Source organism: Azovibrio restrictus DSM 23866 (genome assembly GCF_000429665.1).
Lineage (GTDB): Bacteria > Pseudomonadota > Gammaproteobacteria > Burkholderiales > Rhodocyclaceae > Azovibrio > Azovibrio restrictus.
On sequence record NZ_AUCH01000001.1, the window covers coordinates 172,773 to 189,038 of the forward strand.

Below are 16,266 nucleotides of genomic sequence, written 5' to 3' on the forward strand. Positions count from 1 at the left end.
CAATAACGCCCACCAAAATTGATGCCATTAGCATCAACCCTCATGGTCGTGGAGGGCGGCACCAAAGACCCTTTCCTTGAGCCGGAACAGTTCGTCCCGAGTCGCCGCCGCCTTCTCGAACTCCAGGTTCCTGGCGTATTCACCCATGAGTTTTTCCAGGCGCTTGATCTCCTTGGCCAGTGCTTTCTCGCTCATGGCCTCGTAACCGGCCTGTTGCTGGGCCGCCTTCAGTTCCTTCTGGGCCGACTCCGCATCGTAGATGCCATCGATGATGTCCTTGATGCGCTTGACGATGCCCTTGGGCTCGATGCCGTGTTCCTTGTTGAAGGCGATCTGCTTTTCCCGGCGCCGCTCGGTTTCAGCCATGGCCCGGCCCATGGAGTCGGTGATCTTGTCCGCATAGAGGATGGCCTTGCCATTCAGGTTACGGGCCGCCCGGCCGATGGTTTGTATGAGCGAACGTTCGGAGCGCAGGAAGCCTTCCTTGTCCGCATCCAGGATGGCCACCAGGGCCACTTCAGGAATGTCCAGCCCTTCCCGCAGCAGGTTGATGCCCACCAGCACGTCAAACTCCCCCAGGCGCAGGTCGCGGATGATTTCCACCCGCTCCACGGTGTCGATGTCCGAGTGCAGGTAACGCACCTTGATGCCGTTCTCACGCAGGAAATCGGTCAGGTCCTCGGCCATGCGCTTGGTGAGCGTCGTCACCAGCACCCGTTCATTGACTGCCACCCGGGCCTTGATCTCCGGCAGCAGATTATCCACCTGGGTGGTGGCGGGACGCACCTCCACCACCGGGTCCACCAGCCCCGTGGGCCGCACCACCTGCTCCACCACCTGGCCCGCATGCTCCCCTTCATAGGCGGAAGGCGTGGCCGAGACGAAGATGGTCTGGCGCAGCATGGCCTCGAATTCCTCAAACTTGAGGGGCCGGTTGTCCAGGGCCGAAGGCAGGCGAAAGCCGTAATTGACCAGGTTTTCCTTGCGCGACCGGTCCCCCTTGAACATGCCCCCCACCTGGCCGATGGTGACGTGGGATTCATCGATGAACATGATGGCATCCCGGGGCAGGTAGTCGATCAGGGTCGGCGGCGGCTCCCCGGGCTGGCGCCCGGACAGGTGCCGGGAGTAGTTTTCGATGCCCTTGCAAAAGCCGATTTCGTTGAGCATTTCCAGGTCGAACTTGGTGCGCTGGTCAATGCGCTGGGCTTCCACCAGCTTCTGTTCCCGCTGGAAGAAATCCACCCGCTGACGCAGTTCCTCCTTGATGGCCTCCACCGCCCGCAGCACCGTGTCCCGGGGCGTCACGTAATGGGAAGCAGGGAAGACCGTGAAACGCAGGGCCTTGTGCAGCAGTTCCCCGGTGAGGGGATCGAAGAAGCGCAGGGACTCCACCTCGTCGTCGAACAGCTCCACCCGCACCGCGTGCTCGGCGTGTTCGGCAGGAAAGATGTCGATCACGTCGCCGCGGACCCGGAAGGTGCCCCGATGGAAATCCAGGTCGTTGCGCTGGTACTGCATCTCCGTCAGCCGCTTGACGATGGCCCGCTGGTCCAGCTTGTCCCCCACCCGCATGGTGAGGATCATGTCGTGGTAGTCCTCCTTGTCGCCGATGCCGTAGATGCAGGAGACCGAGGCCACGATCACCACGTCCCGACGTTCCAGCAGGCTCTTGGTGGCCGACAGGCGCATCTGCTCGATGTGCTCGTTGATGGCCGAGTCCTTCTCGATGAACAGGTCCCGGGACGGCACATAGGCTTCCGGCTGGTAGTAGTCGTAATAGGAGACGAAATACTCCACCGCATTTTCCGGGAAGAACTCCTTCATTTCCGAATAGAGCTGGGCCGCCAGGGTCTTGTTATGGGCCAGGATCAGGGCCGGACGCCCGGTGCGGGCGATGACGTTGGCCATGGTGAAGGTCTTGCCGGAGCCGGTGACGCCCAGCAGGGTCTGGAACGAGAGCCCGTCGGCAAGCCCTTCCACCAACTGCCCGATGGCCTCGGGCTGGTCTCCGGCCGGGGGGAAAGGCTGGTGCAGGCGGAAGGGACTGCCCGGAAAGGAAATGACCTGGCTTTCCGGTGTATTGGAGGTGCTGTCGGGAGAAGCTGCCATGATAGAATTTCCGGCTGTTTTTGTTGGACCCCTTAACTGGAGCCGAGTCCGGATTATTGCCCAATTCACCGGCCCGCCCAAGCAAACCACCGAACACCTGGAGAGATCATGACCGCTTCGCTTTTTGCCGCCGTCGAAATGGCGCCCCGTGACCCGATTCTCGGCCTGACCGAGGCCTTCAACGCCGACAGCCGCGCCACCAAGGTCAATCTGGGCGTCGGCGTCTATTACGACGACAACGGCAAACTGCCGCTCCTGGCCGCCGTCAAGGCCGCCGAGGAAGCCCGCCTGAAGACCCAGCCCCCCCGGGGCTACCAGCCCATCGAAGGCAACGCCGCCTACAACCAGGCCGTGCAGAACCTGCTGTTCGGCACCGGCTCTGACCTGGCCAGCAACGGTTCCGTGGTCACCATCCAGGCCCTGGGCGGCACTGGCGCCCTGAAGGTGGGTGCCGACTACCTGAAGAAGCTGCTGCCCCAGACCACCATCTACATCAGCGATCCCTCCTGGGAAAACCACCGGGCCCTGTTCGAGGCTGCCGGCTTCCCCGTGGACACCTATCCCTACTACGATGCCGCCACCCGGGGCGTGAACTTCGACGGCATGAAGGCCAAGCTGGCCTCCCTGCCCGCCGGCTCCGTGATCCTGCTGCACGCCTGCTGCCATAACCCCACCGGCGCCGACCTGACCGACGCCCAGTGGCAGGAAGTGGTCGCCGTCTGCAAGGAAAAGGGCCTGGTTCCCTTCCTGGACATGGCCTACCAGGGCTTTGCCGACGGCATCGACCCGGACGCCGTGGCGATCCGCGCCTTCACCGCCTCCGGCATGCAGTTCTTCGTTTCCAGCTCCTTCTCCAAGAGCTTCTCCCTGTACGGCGAGCGGGTCGGCGCCCTGTCCATCATCACCGCCAGCAAGGAAGAGGCCGGCCGGGTCCTGTCCCAGGTGAAGCGCGTCATCCGTACCAACTACTCCAACCCCCCCACCCACGGCGGTGCCGTGGTGGCCGCCGTGCTGGGCAGCACCGAGCTGCGCCAGATGTGGGAAGACGAGCTGGCCGGCATGCGGGACCGCATCCGCGCCATGCGTAGCGGCCTGGTGGATGCCCTGAAGGCCCAGGGCGTGTCCCAGGACTTCTCCTTCGTGATCCAGCAGCGCGGCATGTTCTCCTACACCGGCCTCACCGCCGCCCAGGTGGAGCGCCTGAAGACCGAGTTCGGCATCTACGCCGTGTCCACCGGACGCATCTGCCTGGCCGCCCTGAACAGCAAGAACCTGTCCGCCGTGGCTCAAGCCATCGGCGCCGTGGTCAAGGGCTGAGGCCTTTTCTTGCAGCAACAAAAAGGCGGGGTTTCGACCCCGCCTTTTTGTTGCCTGCCGCCGGCCGGCTGTTACTGGATTGAGGCTTCCAGATTGGGGAAATTCCCCTCCAGCAGCACCACCCCGCCGGAACCCATGTTCCCCCGGGACAGGCTGACCTGCATGCGCCCCCGCAACTCGCTGGCCCGGCTCACATCGGCCCGCCCCTCTGCCCGCATCAGGCCGGCTTCCACCTGGACACCGGAAAGCTGCAGGCCGGAAGCCCCCAGGCGCGCCACGGTGCTGAGCCGTTCGAAGCGGGTGCTGCCCCCGCGCACCACCTGACCCTTGCCGCGTCGCACCGCATCCGCCAGATCCACGCCGCGCAGCTCGCCCCGCTCGATCCGCCACTCCCCATCCGCTTCCAGGCTGCCCAGCAGCGCCTCGGGGGTATTGCCCTGGGCCCGGAAACGCAAGGTTCCCGAAAGCTCGCCGGAGACTTTGGCCTGACTGCCCGTGGCAGCCACCAGATTGCCCAGATTGATGCGATGCAGGACACCGCTGCCGGCCAGCCCCTGGCCCTGCCCCCAGTCCACCAGCAACTCGCCTTCGTAGCGGCCGTCCAGCAGACGCACATCGGCACTGCTGAGGACCAGCTTGTCCTGGCGCAGCTGCCCCTTGCCGGAGAAGTAATCCACCACCACGGGGAACTCCGGTTGCGGCTTCCACGAAGCCGCATCCAGGGTCACCCCCAGATCCTGCCCCTGGGGCTCCATTTCCAGCTTGAAGCTACGATCCGCCGTGGCCAGGCTGGCCCGCTGCAGCTGCCCGCTGCCGGTTCGCAGCACCTCACCATTGACTTCCGCCACCACGCGGCTGCCCAGCATCAGCTGCATCTGCTGCCACTTCAGCTTCTGGGGTGCCCCCGGGGTGGGCTTGCCCAGCCAGCCGGCCAGCAGGGCCAGATCCACGTGCCCGCCCTTCAGGGTCACCGGCGCCAGGGGATCGATGCTGCCCCCGGTCAAATGGCTGAACAGGCCAGGCAATTGCAGGGTATCGATCTGCCCTTCTCCAGCCGGCCCCAGGCGCACCTGCTTCAGTTCCAGCACCGGCTCCGGGGCGAAGCCCGGACCCATGGCACCTATCCTGACCGGGGTTCCCAGCTGCTGACTCAGTTCGGCCTCCAGGGCCCCTTTCTGATTGTCGTAGGGATACAGGAACAGGCCTGCCACTCCGGCCAGCACCAGCCCCACCACACTGCCGGCAATCACCTTGCCCAGCGGCAGGGGACGCCGCGGCGGCCGGTACAGATCGGCAGGCGCCTCTTCCACCGGAGCCCGCATGGGGGCTGGCGTCTGGGGCTCTGCCTTGGGCTTTTGCCCCTTGGGCAGGGCCGGACGGCCAAAAGTGGAGAAATTGCTAGGCATCACCGTTTCGGCATTGGCAGTGGCCGCCGTCTGCCGCACCGGCTTGGGACCGAAGGTGGAAAACTGGGAAAGCTGGGAAGGAGTAGCCATGGGCAAGGCTGCCGGAGGCACCGACATGGAAGCCGCAGGGGTATCGGCCAGGGCGATGAAGCCCCCCGCCTCCAGCTCCTTGAGGGCGGTTTCCGCCAGACGGCTATCGCCGATCTTGGTCCCCAGTTCCCCAACCCGGGTCTTGCCGTCCACCAGCACCAGAATCATGCGCTGGCTGCGCTGGACCACCCGGGTCCGTTGGGTCATGGCCTCCTCGCCCAGAGGAGTTTTGACATAAATATCGTTGGAATTCATAAAAGCGCCGATTTCTCCCTTTTTATTGTTGACGTGGACGACCCGCCTCTATAGAATGCCGCCCATCGATTCCTCGATAGCTCAGTCGGTAGAGCGCCGGACTGTTAATCCGTAGGTCCCTGGTTCGAGCCCAGGTCGAGGAGCCAGATTTGCAAGGCCACACTCCGGTGTGGCCTTTTTCATTGCGTTTTGCACCGCATCCTGACCCGGCACCAGACCGGTCATCGCCAAGCTGCTTTTTGCCCGCATTTTTCCTGTATCTCCCCGTTTCCAGCAGGGCAGCACTATAGCACATGCGAACGGCATCCATGTGCAAAATCCCTGGACAAACAGGAGCATAAGCAGAAAAACACCGGTTTTCCTCCCGATTCCAGCCAAGCACTACGTCATGATCCTGAGCGCAGCCGGATTCATACATCAGACAGCCCTGAGCATCTCCAGGGGACGGACGCGTAATAGCCTGCTCAGACTAATTCGCCCCACGGCGACGGTCAACAACAGCCCGCCCAGGGCAGCCAGGGGAAGCACCCACCAGGCTGGCAGCAGGGACAGTTCGAACAGGCGCCAGGCCAGCACCTGCCCCGCCAGCAGCGCCCCCAGACCCGCCAGCACCCCGGCCAGCAGACCGACGGCCGCCAGCTCCGCCAGCAGGCTGACGCGCAGCTGGGCACTACTGGCTCCCAGGGCGCGCATGATGGCCAATCCCTGACGCCGCTCATCAAAGGCCGAGACCAGGGCCCCATGTAGAACCAGCAGCCCGGCCGCCAGGGTGAACAGGAAGACCAGCTGCACGACCCCGGAGACCTGGGCAATGACCTCCCGCAACTGAGCCAATAGGGCGCCGATGTCGATCACCGTCAGATTGGGGAAATCCTGGAGCAGGCGCCCCAGACGCTCCCCCTGCCCGTCCGGCAGGTGAAAATTGGCCAGGTAGCTGGCCGGCAGGGCGTCGATCACACCCGGGGACATGAGCACGAAGAAATTGATGCGCATGGAGTCCCAGCTGAGGCTGCGCAGGCTGCTGACCCGGGCCGTCACCGAGCGGCCGGAAATCTGGAACTCCAGGCTGTCCCCCAGCTTGATGCCCAGGGTACGCGCCAGTCCGGCCTCCACGGAAGCCTGGGCCTCGGTGCTGTCCGGCGGAAACCAGGCTCCCGCCTCGATACGGTTGCCCGGCGGCAGGTCTGCGCGCCAGGACAGGTTGAATTCCCGCTCCACCAGGCGCTGGGCCCGTTCGTCCTCGGGATAGTCGGTGGCCCGTACCGGGCGCCCGGCGATGCTGACCAGACGCCCCCGCACCATAGGAGCGAGCTCCGCCTGCCAGCCCGCCTCGGCCAGTTGCCGGGCCAGGGGCTGGCGCTGTTCCGGCTGGATGTTGATGATGAACCGGTTGGGGGCATCGGCCGGCACTGATTGCTGCCAGGCCGCCAGCAACTCGCTGCGGATCACCGTGAGCAGCAGCAGGGCCATGAAACCCAGGGCCAGGGCCAGGATCTGCAGGCTGGACGACCAGGCATGGCGATCCAGATTCGCCAGCCCGTAACGCCAGCCGAAGCTCCCTCCCCTGCCCCGCCAGCAGGCCAGCAGCCACACCAGTCCCCGGGCCAGCAGCAGGAACACCAGGAGGGCGATGCCGAAGGCAGCCAGGGTGGCCGCCCCCAGGGTGGGATCTTCAGCCATCCAGAAGATCAGCCCGGCCAGCACCCCCAGGCCCAGGCCATAGGCCAGCCCCAAAGACAGGGAGGGCAGCCCCAGATCCCGGCGCATCACCCGCAGGGGAGAAACCCGGTGCAGGCGCAACAGGGGCGGCAAGGCAAAACCCAGCAACAGGGCCAACCCCAGGGCTAAACCCTGAAAAACGGGCATGAACCCGGGCGGGGGCAGAACCGTCTTGAGCAGGCCGGAAATGATCTGGTGCAAGGCGAAATGCACCAGATACCCGGCCCCTATCCCTGCCAGGGTGGCCCCCAGCCCCAGGAGCAGGAACTGGGTCAGGTACAAGCCCAGGACCTCGCCCCGGCTGGCGCCCAGACAGCGCAGCAGGGCACAGGCATCCAGATGGCGCTGGATGTAGCGCCGCACCGCCATGGCCATGGCCACGGCGGCCAGGATCACGGTCAGCAGGCTGGCCAGGCCCAGGAAGCGCCGGGCCCGGTCCAGGGCCGAGCGGACCTCCTGACGGCTGCCCTCCTCCAGCTTTTCCCCCCGTCCCAGCCGGACTTGCAGCCAGGCCGAGAAATCCTTGACCCGGGCACGCTCCCCGGCCAGCAGCAGGCGGTAGGTCACCCGGGCTCCTTGCTGGATCAGGCCGGTGGACTCCAGATCATCCAGGTTGAGCATGACCCGGGGCGCCAGCCCCATGAAATTCACTCCCCGATCGGGTTCCAGGGTCAGATAGGCCGCCACGCTCAGGGTACGCTCGCCCAGCTGCAGACTGTCTCCAGGCTTCAACCCCAATTCGGCGCCCAGGCGCGGCTCTATCCACACCTGCCCCCGGGGCGGTGCGCCTCGCTGGGGCTCCCCCTCCGCCTCGGCCTCCTGGGCCAGACGCAGCTGGCCGCGCAAGGGGTAGCCGGCCTGCACCGCCTTCACGTCAGCCAGACGGAAGCCCCCGGACGTCATGACCATGCTCGGGAAACTGACCGTATCGGTCCGCTCCAGCCCCAGTCTGGCAGCCTCTTCCAGGAACTCGGCAGGCAGCGGATGGTCGGCCGCCAGCACCAGGTCAGCCCCCAGCAGCTGGTTGGCCTCCACCTCCAGGGCCTGACGCACCCGGTCGGTAAAGAAGCCCACGGCAGTGACCGCAGCCACCGCCAGCACCAGGGCCAGTACCAGGAGACGCAGCTCGCCGGAGCGGGCGTCCCGGTACAGCAATCGGAAAGCCAGTTTATTCACGCTCAATCCAGGGAACGCAGTTTTTCCACCGCCTCTTCGATCCGGGAAACCCCCAGGACCGTCATGCCCGGGATGGCCTGGCGGGGTCGGTTGGCTTCCGGCACCAGGGCGTGGGTGAAGCCCAGCTTGGCGGCTTCCTTGAGCCGCTCCTGGCCCCGGGGCGCCGGACGGATCTCCCCGGCCAGGCCCACTTCGCCAAAGACCACCAGCTTCTTCGGCAAGGGCCGGCTTTTCAGGGAGGAGACTATGGACAGAAGGACCGCCAGATCAGCGGCAGGTTCCCCGATCTTGACCCCGCCCACCGCATTGATGAACACATCCTGGTCGAAACAGACCACCCCCGCGTGCCGGTGCAGGACCGCCAGCAGCATCGCCAGACGCTGGGCATCCAGCCCCACGGTGAGGCGCCGGGGATTGCCATGGGACTGGTCCACCAGGGCCTGGATTTCCACCAGCAGGGGCCGGGTGCCCTCCTGGGTGACCAGGATGCAGGTTCCCGGCACCTCCTGGCCATGCTGGGAGAGGAACAGGGCGGAAGGATTGCTGACCCCCTTCAGGCCCTTCTCGGTCATGGCAAACACGCCCAATTCGTTGACCGCCCCGAAGCGATTCTTGAAAGCCCGGATCAGGCGGAAACTGGAGTGGGTATCCCCTTCGAAGTAGAGCACCGTATCGACGATGTGCTCCAGTACCCGGGGCCCCGCCAGGGCACCCTCCTTGGTCACGTGGCCCACCAGGATCACGGTGATGCCCAGCTGCTTCGCCAGCCGGGTCAGCTGGGCGGCGCATTCCCGCACCTGGGCCACGGACCCGGGGGCCGAGGTCAGCTGTTCCGACCACAGGGTCTGGATGGAATCCACCACGGCCACCTGGGGCCGCTCCCCCTGCAACACGGCGAGGATGCGCTCCAGGTTGATTTCCGCCAGCAGCTTCAGGCGGCTCGCCTCCAGCCCCAGGCGCCGGGCCCGCAAGGCCACCTGCTCACCGGATTCCTCGCCGCTCACGTAAAGGGCCGGCAGGTGCTCCGAGAGGCCGGCCAGGGCCTGGAGCAGCAAGGTGCTTTTACCTATGCCCGGATCGCCGCCGATGAGGACCACGCCGCCGGCCACCAGACCGCCTCCCAGGGCCCGGTCGAATTCGCTGATGCGGGTGGGAATCCGCTCCGCTTCCCTGGCCTCGATCTCCGCCAGGGCCTGCAGCCTGGAAGCAGGCGCCAGGGACTGGAAGCGGTGGCCGGCACCGCCCCCCGTCTCAGCCACCCCCTCCACCAAGGTGTTCCAGGCGCCGCAGCCCGGGCACTGGCCCTGCCACTTGGGAGAGGTGGCGCCGCATTCACTGCAGCAATAGACACTCCGGGGCTTGGCCATGGCTCAGCGCCACTCCATGGGCACCCGGGGAGCCAGGGCGCAGAAGAGCTCATAACTGATGGTGCCGGCGGCGGCGGCCACCGCGTCGGCATCCACCCGGCCGCCCTCCCCCACCCCCCAGAGGGTGACGGGCGCTCCCACGCGGACTTCCGGCATATCCTGGAGATCCACCACCAGCATGTCCATGGACACCCGGCCCAGGGTGCGGCTGGGATGCCCGGCCACGGCCACGGGCGTTCCCGTGGGAGCATGGCGGGGGTAGCCGTCCGCATAACCGCAGGCCACGATCCCGATGCGCATGGGCCCGGGGGCGGTGAAGGTGCCCCCGTAGCCCACCCGCTCACCGGCACGCAGCTCCTGGATGCCGATCAGGCGGCTCTCCAGGGTCATCACCGGCTCCAGCCCCAGGGCATCGGCCGGGGTTTCGGCAAAGGGGCTGCCACCGTAGAGCATGATCCCCGGCCGCACCCAGTCGCCCCGGGCTTCCGGGTAGCGGATCAGGGCGGCGGAATTGGCCAGGCACAGAGGCAAGCCCGTGCCTGCCGCGGCCTGCATGAAAACCTGCCGCTGGGTCTCGATGCCTTCCGGGGTGTCCGCCCCGGCAAAATGACTCATCAGGGTCAGATCGCGGATGCCCAGCCGCTCCAGTTGCTGGCGCACGGCACCCAGGTCGGCGGGCCGGAAGCCCAGCCGGTTCATGCCGGTGTTGAGCTTGATGTAGGCCCGGGCCGGCCGGGCTTCGGCGGCCGCCAGCATCTCCAGCTGTTCCCGGCAATGGATGGCGGCCGTCAGGTCGTGACGGGCCAGGACCGGCACATCTTCAGCCGCGAAGAATCCTTCCAGCAGCAGCATGGGCTGAGTCAGGCCCGCCGCCCGCAGGGCCAGGGCGTTCTCCACCTCCAGCAGGGCAAAACCGTCGCTCAGCCCCTGCAGGGCCCGGGCCACCTGGAACTGGCCATGACCATAGGCGTTGGCCTTGATCACGGCCCAGGTCCGGGCCTCCCCCGCCAGGCGCCTGGCCTGGGCAAAATTGTGCTGCAGGGCCTGGAGCCTGACGCTGGCCCGGATGGGGCGATGGGTGATGACACGGCTAACCGCTGACTGGGCCTGGGCAATCCCAGGCATGGATGAATTCACAGCACCAACTCCCTCATTTTCTGTTTGGCAAACTCGACGAATGTGGTGACCAGCCGGGTACGGAAACGATCCCGGGGATAGACCATGGACAGGGTCCGGGTCAGCCGGGGCGACAAGGGAATCTCCACCAGGCTCCCCAGCTGACATTCCTTGCCACACACCACCTTGGAGACGATGGCATAGCCCAGGCCCGTGGCCACCACGCCCTTCAGGGCTTCGGGACTCCCCAGCTCCATCAGGGTCTTCAGATCCTGGGGCGGGATACCCGCCGCCTTGAAATAATTGTCCGTCACCTCCCGGGTCCCCGAACCGGGCTCCCGGGAGATGAACTCATAGTCCCGCAACAGGGCGGGGGTGATTTCCGGCTCACCGGCCAGGGGATAGTCGGGGGCGCAGATCACCACCAGCTCATCCTCGCAGCAAGTCTCGGCCAGCAGCTCCGGCAGATGGGCCGGACCTTCGATGAGGCCGATGTCCAGGGTGTGCTCCCCGACCCGGTTCTCGATGATTTCCGAATTGGCCACGATCAGCCGGGCCCGCACCTGGGGATACAGGGCGTTGAACTCCCCCAGCACCCGGGGCAGGATGAACTCGGCAATGGTGGTGCTGGCGCCCACCAGCAGGGGGCCGCGCATCTCGCCGGTCATTTCTCCCAGCCGGGCTTCCAGTTCGTCGGACATGGACAGGATCCGTTCCGCGTACTGGAGCACCATCTCCCCAGCCGGGGTCAGGCCGATGCGGCCATGGCCCCGCTCAAAGAGGCGGGTGTTGTACTGGTCTTCCAGCTGCTTGATCTGGAACGTGACGGCAGGTTGGGTCATGAACAGGGCTTCGGCGGCCTTGGTGAAACTCAGATGCTTGGCAACCGCATGAAAAACTTGCAAACGGCGATCAGCCATGGGGGTCTCCTCCCACAAGTATTTTTTATCAGGGGATTATAGGAGGGAAATGCCCCGCCGCACTCCCGGGTCGGGAAAAAGCCCCCGGAACGCTCCAGGGCGTGTTCACGCCCGGTCGCCGCGAATACGCCCTAGCACAACAAAGCCGTACCCACAATCTGCCGCCTTGGGTGTAGCATGCCGGCCAAACAACATAAGAGACAGTTCTTCGTGCCCTTCGGCTTCTACATCATCATGGCGGCGCAGTTCTTTTCCGCGCTTGCCGACAACGCCCTGCTGATTGCCGCCATCGCCGCCCTGCGCGACATGCAGGCGCCCAGCGAATACGAGCCCCTGCTGAAGACCTTCTTCACCGTGTCCTACGTGGTGCTGGCGGCCTTCGTGGGGGCTTTTGCCGACTCCATGCCCAAATGGCGGGTGATGCTGATCAGCAACAGCATCAAGATCGTCGGCTGCGCCATGATGTTCTACGGAGTCCATCCTCTGGTGGCCTACGCCGTGGTGGGCCTGGGTGCCGCGGCTTACTCCCCGGCCAAGTACGGCATCCTCACCGAATACCTACCGCACCGGCTGCTGGTGGTGGCCAACGGCTGGATCGAAGGCCTGACCGTGGGCGCCATCATCCTCGGCGTGGTCCTGGGCGGCGCCCTGATCACCCCCAACGTCTCCCAGGCCCTGATGGCCCTGGAGCTGCCCTTCATGGAAAGCAGCGGCGAGATCGTCATCGCCATCATCGGCCTGCTCTACGTGGTGGCCGCCCTGTTCAACCTCTACGTGCCCGACACCGGGGTGGACCACAAGCCCCTGAAGAAGAACCCCATCTACCTGATCCACGAATTCCAGCACTGCCTCTCCCTGCTCTGGCGGGACAAGCTCGGGCAGATTTCCCTGGCGGTGACCACCCTGTTCTGGGGCGCCGGCGCCACCTTGCAGTTCATCGTGATCAAGTGGTCGGAAGTCGCCCTGCACCTGGATCTTTCCAAATCATCCATGCTCCAGGGGGTGGTGGCCGTGGGTGTGGCGGCAGGGGCCACCCTGGCGGCCCGCTTCGTCACCCTGCGCAAGTCGGTGCGGGTCATTCCCCTAGGCATCGCCATGGGCATCATCGTGCTGGTGATGAACTTCGTCACCAGCATGTGGGTTGCCGTCCCCCTGCTGGTGCTGATCGGCGGCCTGTCCGGCTTCTTCGTGGTCCCCATGAATGCCCTGCTGCAGCACCGGGGCCACATCCTCATGGGAGCCGGCCACTCCATCGCGGTGCAGAACTTCAACGAAAATCTCTCGGTGCTGGCCATGACCGGCCTTTATTACCTGATGATCAAGATGGACATGTCCATCTACTGGGTCCTGACCCTGTTCGGTCTGTTCGTCAGCACCATCATGTACCTGATCCGGGGGCGCCATCTGGACAACCAGAAAAAGCACGACGACGTGGCCCACCTGGACGACAGCCCCCACTGAGCCGCTCCCGGCCCGCCGTACCCCGCCGCGTCAGTTGCCCGGCCGGCCTTGCATCTGGCGCCGGGCCAGACACAGATCCTCCCAGGCTTTGGCCTTTTCCGGCAGATTGCGCAGCAGATAGGCCGGATGGTAGGTCACCAGCACCGGCACCTCGCCGGCGCGGAACAGCTTCTGCCGCATGGAAGCCAGGGACTTGTCCTCCCCCAGGACGCTATGGACGGCGGCCTTGCCCAGCAGCACCATGATCCGCGGTTGCAGCAGTTCCACCTGACGCATCAGGAAGGGCCGGCAAGCGGCCATTTCGTCCGCATGGGGCGTGCGATTGCCCTCCGGACGGCACTTCACCGCGTTGGCGATATAGACGTTTTCACCCCGCCGCAACCCGATGGCCGCCAGCATGGCATCCAGGAGCTTGCCCGCCTGGCCCACGAAAGGTTCGCCCCGGGCGTCCTCCTCGGCTCCCGGTCCCTCGCCCACGAACAGCCAGTCCGCCTGCCGGTCCCCGACACCCAGCACCGCCTGCTGGCGCTGTTTGCAGAGCTCGCAGGCCCGGCACTCCTGCACGGCCCGGGCGAGCTCATCCCAGTCCATACGGGCAATCCGGGCGGCCCGCGCATCAGTGCCCGGCGGCATGGCAGCCGGTTCTGCCGCCCCTGCCGGCACCACAGCCGGCGCCACCGGTGCAGGGACTTCAGGAACCGGCTGGGCCACTGCCACCGGCACAACCGGAGACTCCAGGACAACTGTTTCCCGGCACTCCTGCTCTGGCATATCCCCGGTGACCTGGGGCTGGCGCAGCTGCCAGAGGGTGTATCCCATTTCCTGCAGCAGGATCTGATGGGCTTCGTTCATGGCAGGACTCCTTCCAGGCTGCGGCGGAACACCAGGGCATCCTCGCGCCCTTCCAGGGCGGGATAGTAGGCTTTGCGCCGCCCGATCAGGCGGAAGCCGAAATGGCGGTACAGGGCTTCCGCCCGGGTGTTGGAAGGCCGGACTTCCAGATACATGTCGAGCATCCCGTTACGGGCCGACCAAGTCATGGCGTGACGCAGCAGGCGGGCGCCCAGGCCGCGCCCCTGGTGCATAGGCGCCACCGCCACGTTGAGCAGATGGGCTTCATCCACGGCCGTCATCACCACCAGGAAACCCAGCAGACTGCCCCCCTGGCGCAGCACCCAGGCCCCATATCCAGCCACCAGGGAATCGGCAAAATGACTGCGGCTCCAGGGAAAAGACTGGGCCACGGCCTCCAGGGCCGCCACACCGTCCAGGTCGACTTCCGCCATGGGTACGATCTCCAAGGGCAGCAGTGCGGCCATGTCAGTCAGGGCCGGCCTCCGTCCGCAAGGCGTTCCGCCGTGGTGCGCGCCACCTTGTTGCGCACATAGCGGGGTGCCGCCAGGGCTGGATCCAGGGCTTCGCCCCGGGCCAAGGCCAGAGCCCCCAGTTCCGCCACGCTGCGGGCCTGGGGCAGTATCTGGGGCTGGCAGTCCCAGGCAGCCAGACGGCTGCCGAGGGCCGGATAAGCCTGCAGGGCATTGCCCACGATCTGCCAATCCTCTCCAGAAGGCAGGGGCACCGCGTCAGGGAGCAGCAAGCCGGGTTCCTCCAGCAGAACGATGCCCTCATCCGCGTGACGCTCACAGAGACCCCAATAGACCTCACCCATGCGCGCATCGAGCAGGCTCACAACCCGCTGCCCGCCAGCCTCCCAGGCCATGGTTTCCAGGGAACCCACCGGCAGCAGGGGCCGATCCAGGGCAACGGCCATGCCCTGGGCAATGCCGCAGGCCACCCGCAATCCCGTGAAAGCCCCGGGCCCCATGCCGAAGGCAATGGCGTCCAGACAGGCAAAGCCGCTGCCTGCCTCGGCTAGCATCTGCTGCACCAGGGGAATCAGGGTTTCGGAATGGGGCCGGCCGGCAGGGCAGCTGGCTGAAAGGAGCTGACCATCCTGCCAGAGGGCGCAGGAGCCAGCATCGGTGGAAGTTTCCAGGGCCAGTATTTGCATGGCCCGGATTTTACCCTGTCCGGGCCTGTTTCAGTTCCAGGGCGCCCGCTCCCGGCCCTCGGCAGGGGGGGGCGGCTGATGATGGCGGCGCAAGGTTTCACGGAGATTCTCCCGCTCCTCGGGACTCATCTGCTGCAGCTGGCGCTGATGCTCCTGGAGGAAACGCTGGCGCTGCCGCTCCCGGGTTTCCGGATCGACGCTGTTCCAGTACTCCCGGTAAGCCCGCTTGCGGGATTCCCGCTCTTCGGGCCCCAGGCGCTGCCACTCCTCGCGCATCTGCTGACGCATCTGCTCCCGCTCGGTCCGGGACAGCTGCTGCCATTCATGCCCCTCCGGCGGTCTTGCCCAGACCGGCACGAGGCCCGAGAGGAGCACTCCGGAAAACAGGGCCAACAGGGCAAAAAACCTTTTCATGACAAGGAGTTCAGGGCAGCATGGATGGTGGAAATATTGTCCTTCAGGCCTGTAAGCGGGCCTGGTGCAGTTTGTAACAACATGTTGCCCCAATCCCGGCCCGGGCCAGACTTGTTACCAATTGACCATTGGAGCCCGACGCCCGATGCATTAGTTTACCTGCCATGAACGAACGCACCCAACGCCTGCTCATCGTGGACGACGACGTCCGCCTCCGGGACCTGCTCCAGCGTTATCTGGGCGAACAGGGCTACGAAGTACGGCCCGTGGCTGACGCCGCCCAGATGGACAAATACCTGCAGCGGGAACACTTCGACCTGATGGTCCTGGACCTGATGCTGCCAGGGGAAGACGGGCTGGCCATCTGCCGCCGCCTGCGTGGCCAGGGCAACAACCTCCCCATCGTGATGCTCACTGCCCGGGGCGACGAGATCGACCGCATCGTCGGCCTGGAAATGGGAGCCGATGATTACCTCCCCAAACCCTTCAATCCCCGGGAACTGCTGGCCCGCGTCCAGGCAGTCCTGCGCCGTCAGGGGCAACGCCCCGGCGGTGCGCCCCTGGAAACCCCGGGCAAGGTCGCCTTCGGCGGCCTGGAAGTGGATTTGAGCGCCCGCACCCTGACCCGATCCGGGGAAGTGCTCTCCCTCACCACCGGAGAGTTCGCCGTCCTCGCCGCCCTGCTCCAGCATCCCCGCCAGCCCCTGTCCCGGGACCGGCTGATGACCCTGGCCCGGGGCCGGGAGCAGGGCCCTTTCGACCGGGCCATCGATGTGCAGATTTCCCGCCTGCGCAAGCTGGTGGAGCCCGACCCGGGCAAGCCCCGCTACCTGCAGACGGTCTGGGGTTTCGGTTACGTATTCGTGCCTGACGACGACAGTCCTGCCAGCAAGGACTAAAAA

General features: G+C 65.8%; 13 protein-coding genes and 1 tRNA gene. 4 read left to right on the plus strand and 10 right to left on the minus strand.

The window, feature by feature from the left end; all coding sequences use genetic code 11:
- Positions 1-33: 33 nt before the first annotated feature.
- The gene (gene uvrB, locus G474_RS0100880) at positions 34-2,112 is read right to left on the minus strand and encodes an excinuclease ABC subunit UvrB (RefSeq protein ID WP_026685337.1); all 2,079 of its coding nucleotides are present in this window, start codon (positions 2,110-2,112) and stop codon (positions 34-36) included.
- A gap of 108 nt (positions 2,113-2,220) precedes the next feature.
- Between uvrB and G474_RS0100885 the strand changes: the two genes are divergently transcribed.
- Positions 2,221-3,429, plus strand: a complete 1,209-nt coding sequence (locus G474_RS0100885; RefSeq protein WP_026685338.1) for an amino acid aminotransferase — start codon at positions 2,221-2,223, stop codon at positions 3,427-3,429.
- A 71-nt stretch (positions 3,430-3,500) separates the two neighbouring features.
- On the opposite strand, the gene G474_RS0100890 is transcribed toward G474_RS0100885, so the two are convergent.
- On the minus strand, positions 3,501-5,132 hold the full coding sequence (locus tag G474_RS0100890; protein WP_169729480.1) for an AsmA-like C-terminal region-containing protein: 1,632 nt from the start codon (positions 5,130-5,132) through the stop codon (positions 3,501-3,503).
- A gap of 118 nt (positions 5,133-5,250) precedes the next feature.
- On the opposite strand from G474_RS0100890, the gene G474_RS0100895 reads away from it, so the two are divergent.
- Positions 5,251-5,326, plus strand: a tRNA-Asn gene (locus tag G474_RS0100895).
- Between the two features lie 271 nt (positions 5,327-5,597).
- Here G474_RS0100895 and G474_RS0100900 read toward each other — a convergent pair.
- From G474_RS0100900 to G474_RS0100915, 4 genes are read right to left on the minus strand one after another with little or no spacing between them, the layout of a single operon-like run.
- Positions 5,598-8,075: an ABC transporter permease gene (locus G474_RS0100900; RefSeq protein ID WP_051281615.1), complete on the minus strand. Its 2,478-nt coding sequence runs from the start codon at positions 8,073-8,075 to the stop codon at positions 5,598-5,600.
- Between the two features lie 2 nt (positions 8,076-8,077).
- Complete coding sequence (radA, locus tag G474_RS0100905) at positions 8,078-9,442, minus strand: DNA repair protein RadA (protein WP_026685341.1); 1,365 nt, start codon at positions 9,440-9,442, stop codon at positions 8,078-8,080.
- Positions 9,443-9,445: 3 nt separating this feature from the next.
- Entirely contained in the window at positions 9,446-10,567 is a 1,122-nt protein-coding gene (gene alr, locus G474_RS0100910; protein ID WP_051281617.1) for an alanine racemase, read from the minus strand.
- A gap of 8 nt (positions 10,568-10,575) precedes the next feature.
- Positions 10,576-11,478 carry a LysR family transcriptional regulator gene (locus G474_RS0100915; protein WP_026685343.1) on the minus strand — a complete coding sequence of 301 codons (903 nt, stop codon included), beginning with the start codon at positions 11,476-11,478 and terminating at the stop codon, positions 10,576-10,578.
- A 210-nt stretch (positions 11,479-11,688) separates the two neighbouring features.
- Here G474_RS0100915 and lplT point away from each other — a divergent pair, with 210 nt between their 5' ends.
- Entirely contained in the window at positions 11,689-12,939 is a 1,251-nt protein-coding gene (gene lplT, locus G474_RS0100920) for a lysophospholipid transporter LplT (RefSeq protein ID WP_026685344.1), read from the plus strand.
- Positions 12,940-12,969: 30 nt separating this feature from the next.
- Here lplT and G474_RS0100925 read toward each other — a convergent pair whose 3' ends face one another.
- From G474_RS0100925 to G474_RS0100940, 4 genes are read right to left on the minus strand one after another with little or no spacing between them, the layout of a single operon-like run.
- The gene (locus tag G474_RS0100925) at positions 12,970-13,791 is read right to left on the minus strand and encodes a uracil-DNA glycosylase (RefSeq protein ID WP_026685345.1); all 822 of its coding nucleotides are present in this window, start codon (positions 13,789-13,791) and stop codon (positions 12,970-12,972) included.
- A complete protein-coding gene (gene rimI, locus G474_RS0100930) occupies positions 13,788-14,225 on the minus strand; it encodes a ribosomal protein S18-alanine N-acetyltransferase (protein ID WP_245589277.1) in 438 nt (145 codons plus the stop codon). The genes G474_RS0100925 and rimI overlap by 4 nt, the downstream gene beginning before the upstream one ends.
- A 38-nt stretch (positions 14,226-14,263) precedes the next feature.
- Complete coding sequence (tsaB, locus tag G474_RS0100935) at positions 14,264-14,950, minus strand: tRNA (adenosine(37)-N6)-threonylcarbamoyltransferase complex dimerization subunit type 1 TsaB (protein WP_026685347.1); 687 nt, start codon at positions 14,948-14,950, stop codon at positions 14,264-14,266.
- 30 nt (positions 14,951-14,980) lie between these two features.
- Complete coding sequence (locus G474_RS0100940) at positions 14,981-15,364, minus strand: DUF3106 domain-containing protein (protein WP_026685348.1); 384 nt, start codon at positions 15,362-15,364, stop codon at positions 14,981-14,983.
- A 164-nt stretch (positions 15,365-15,528) separates the two neighbouring features.
- Between G474_RS0100940 and ompR the strand changes: the two genes are divergently transcribed.
- Positions 15,529-16,263 (plus strand): osmolarity response regulator transcription factor OmpR, encoded by a 735-nt coding sequence (ompR, locus tag G474_RS0100945; RefSeq protein ID WP_026685349.1) that lies wholly within the window; start codon positions 15,529-15,531, stop codon positions 16,261-16,263.
- The last annotated feature ends 3 nt before the right edge of the window (positions 16,264-16,266 follow it).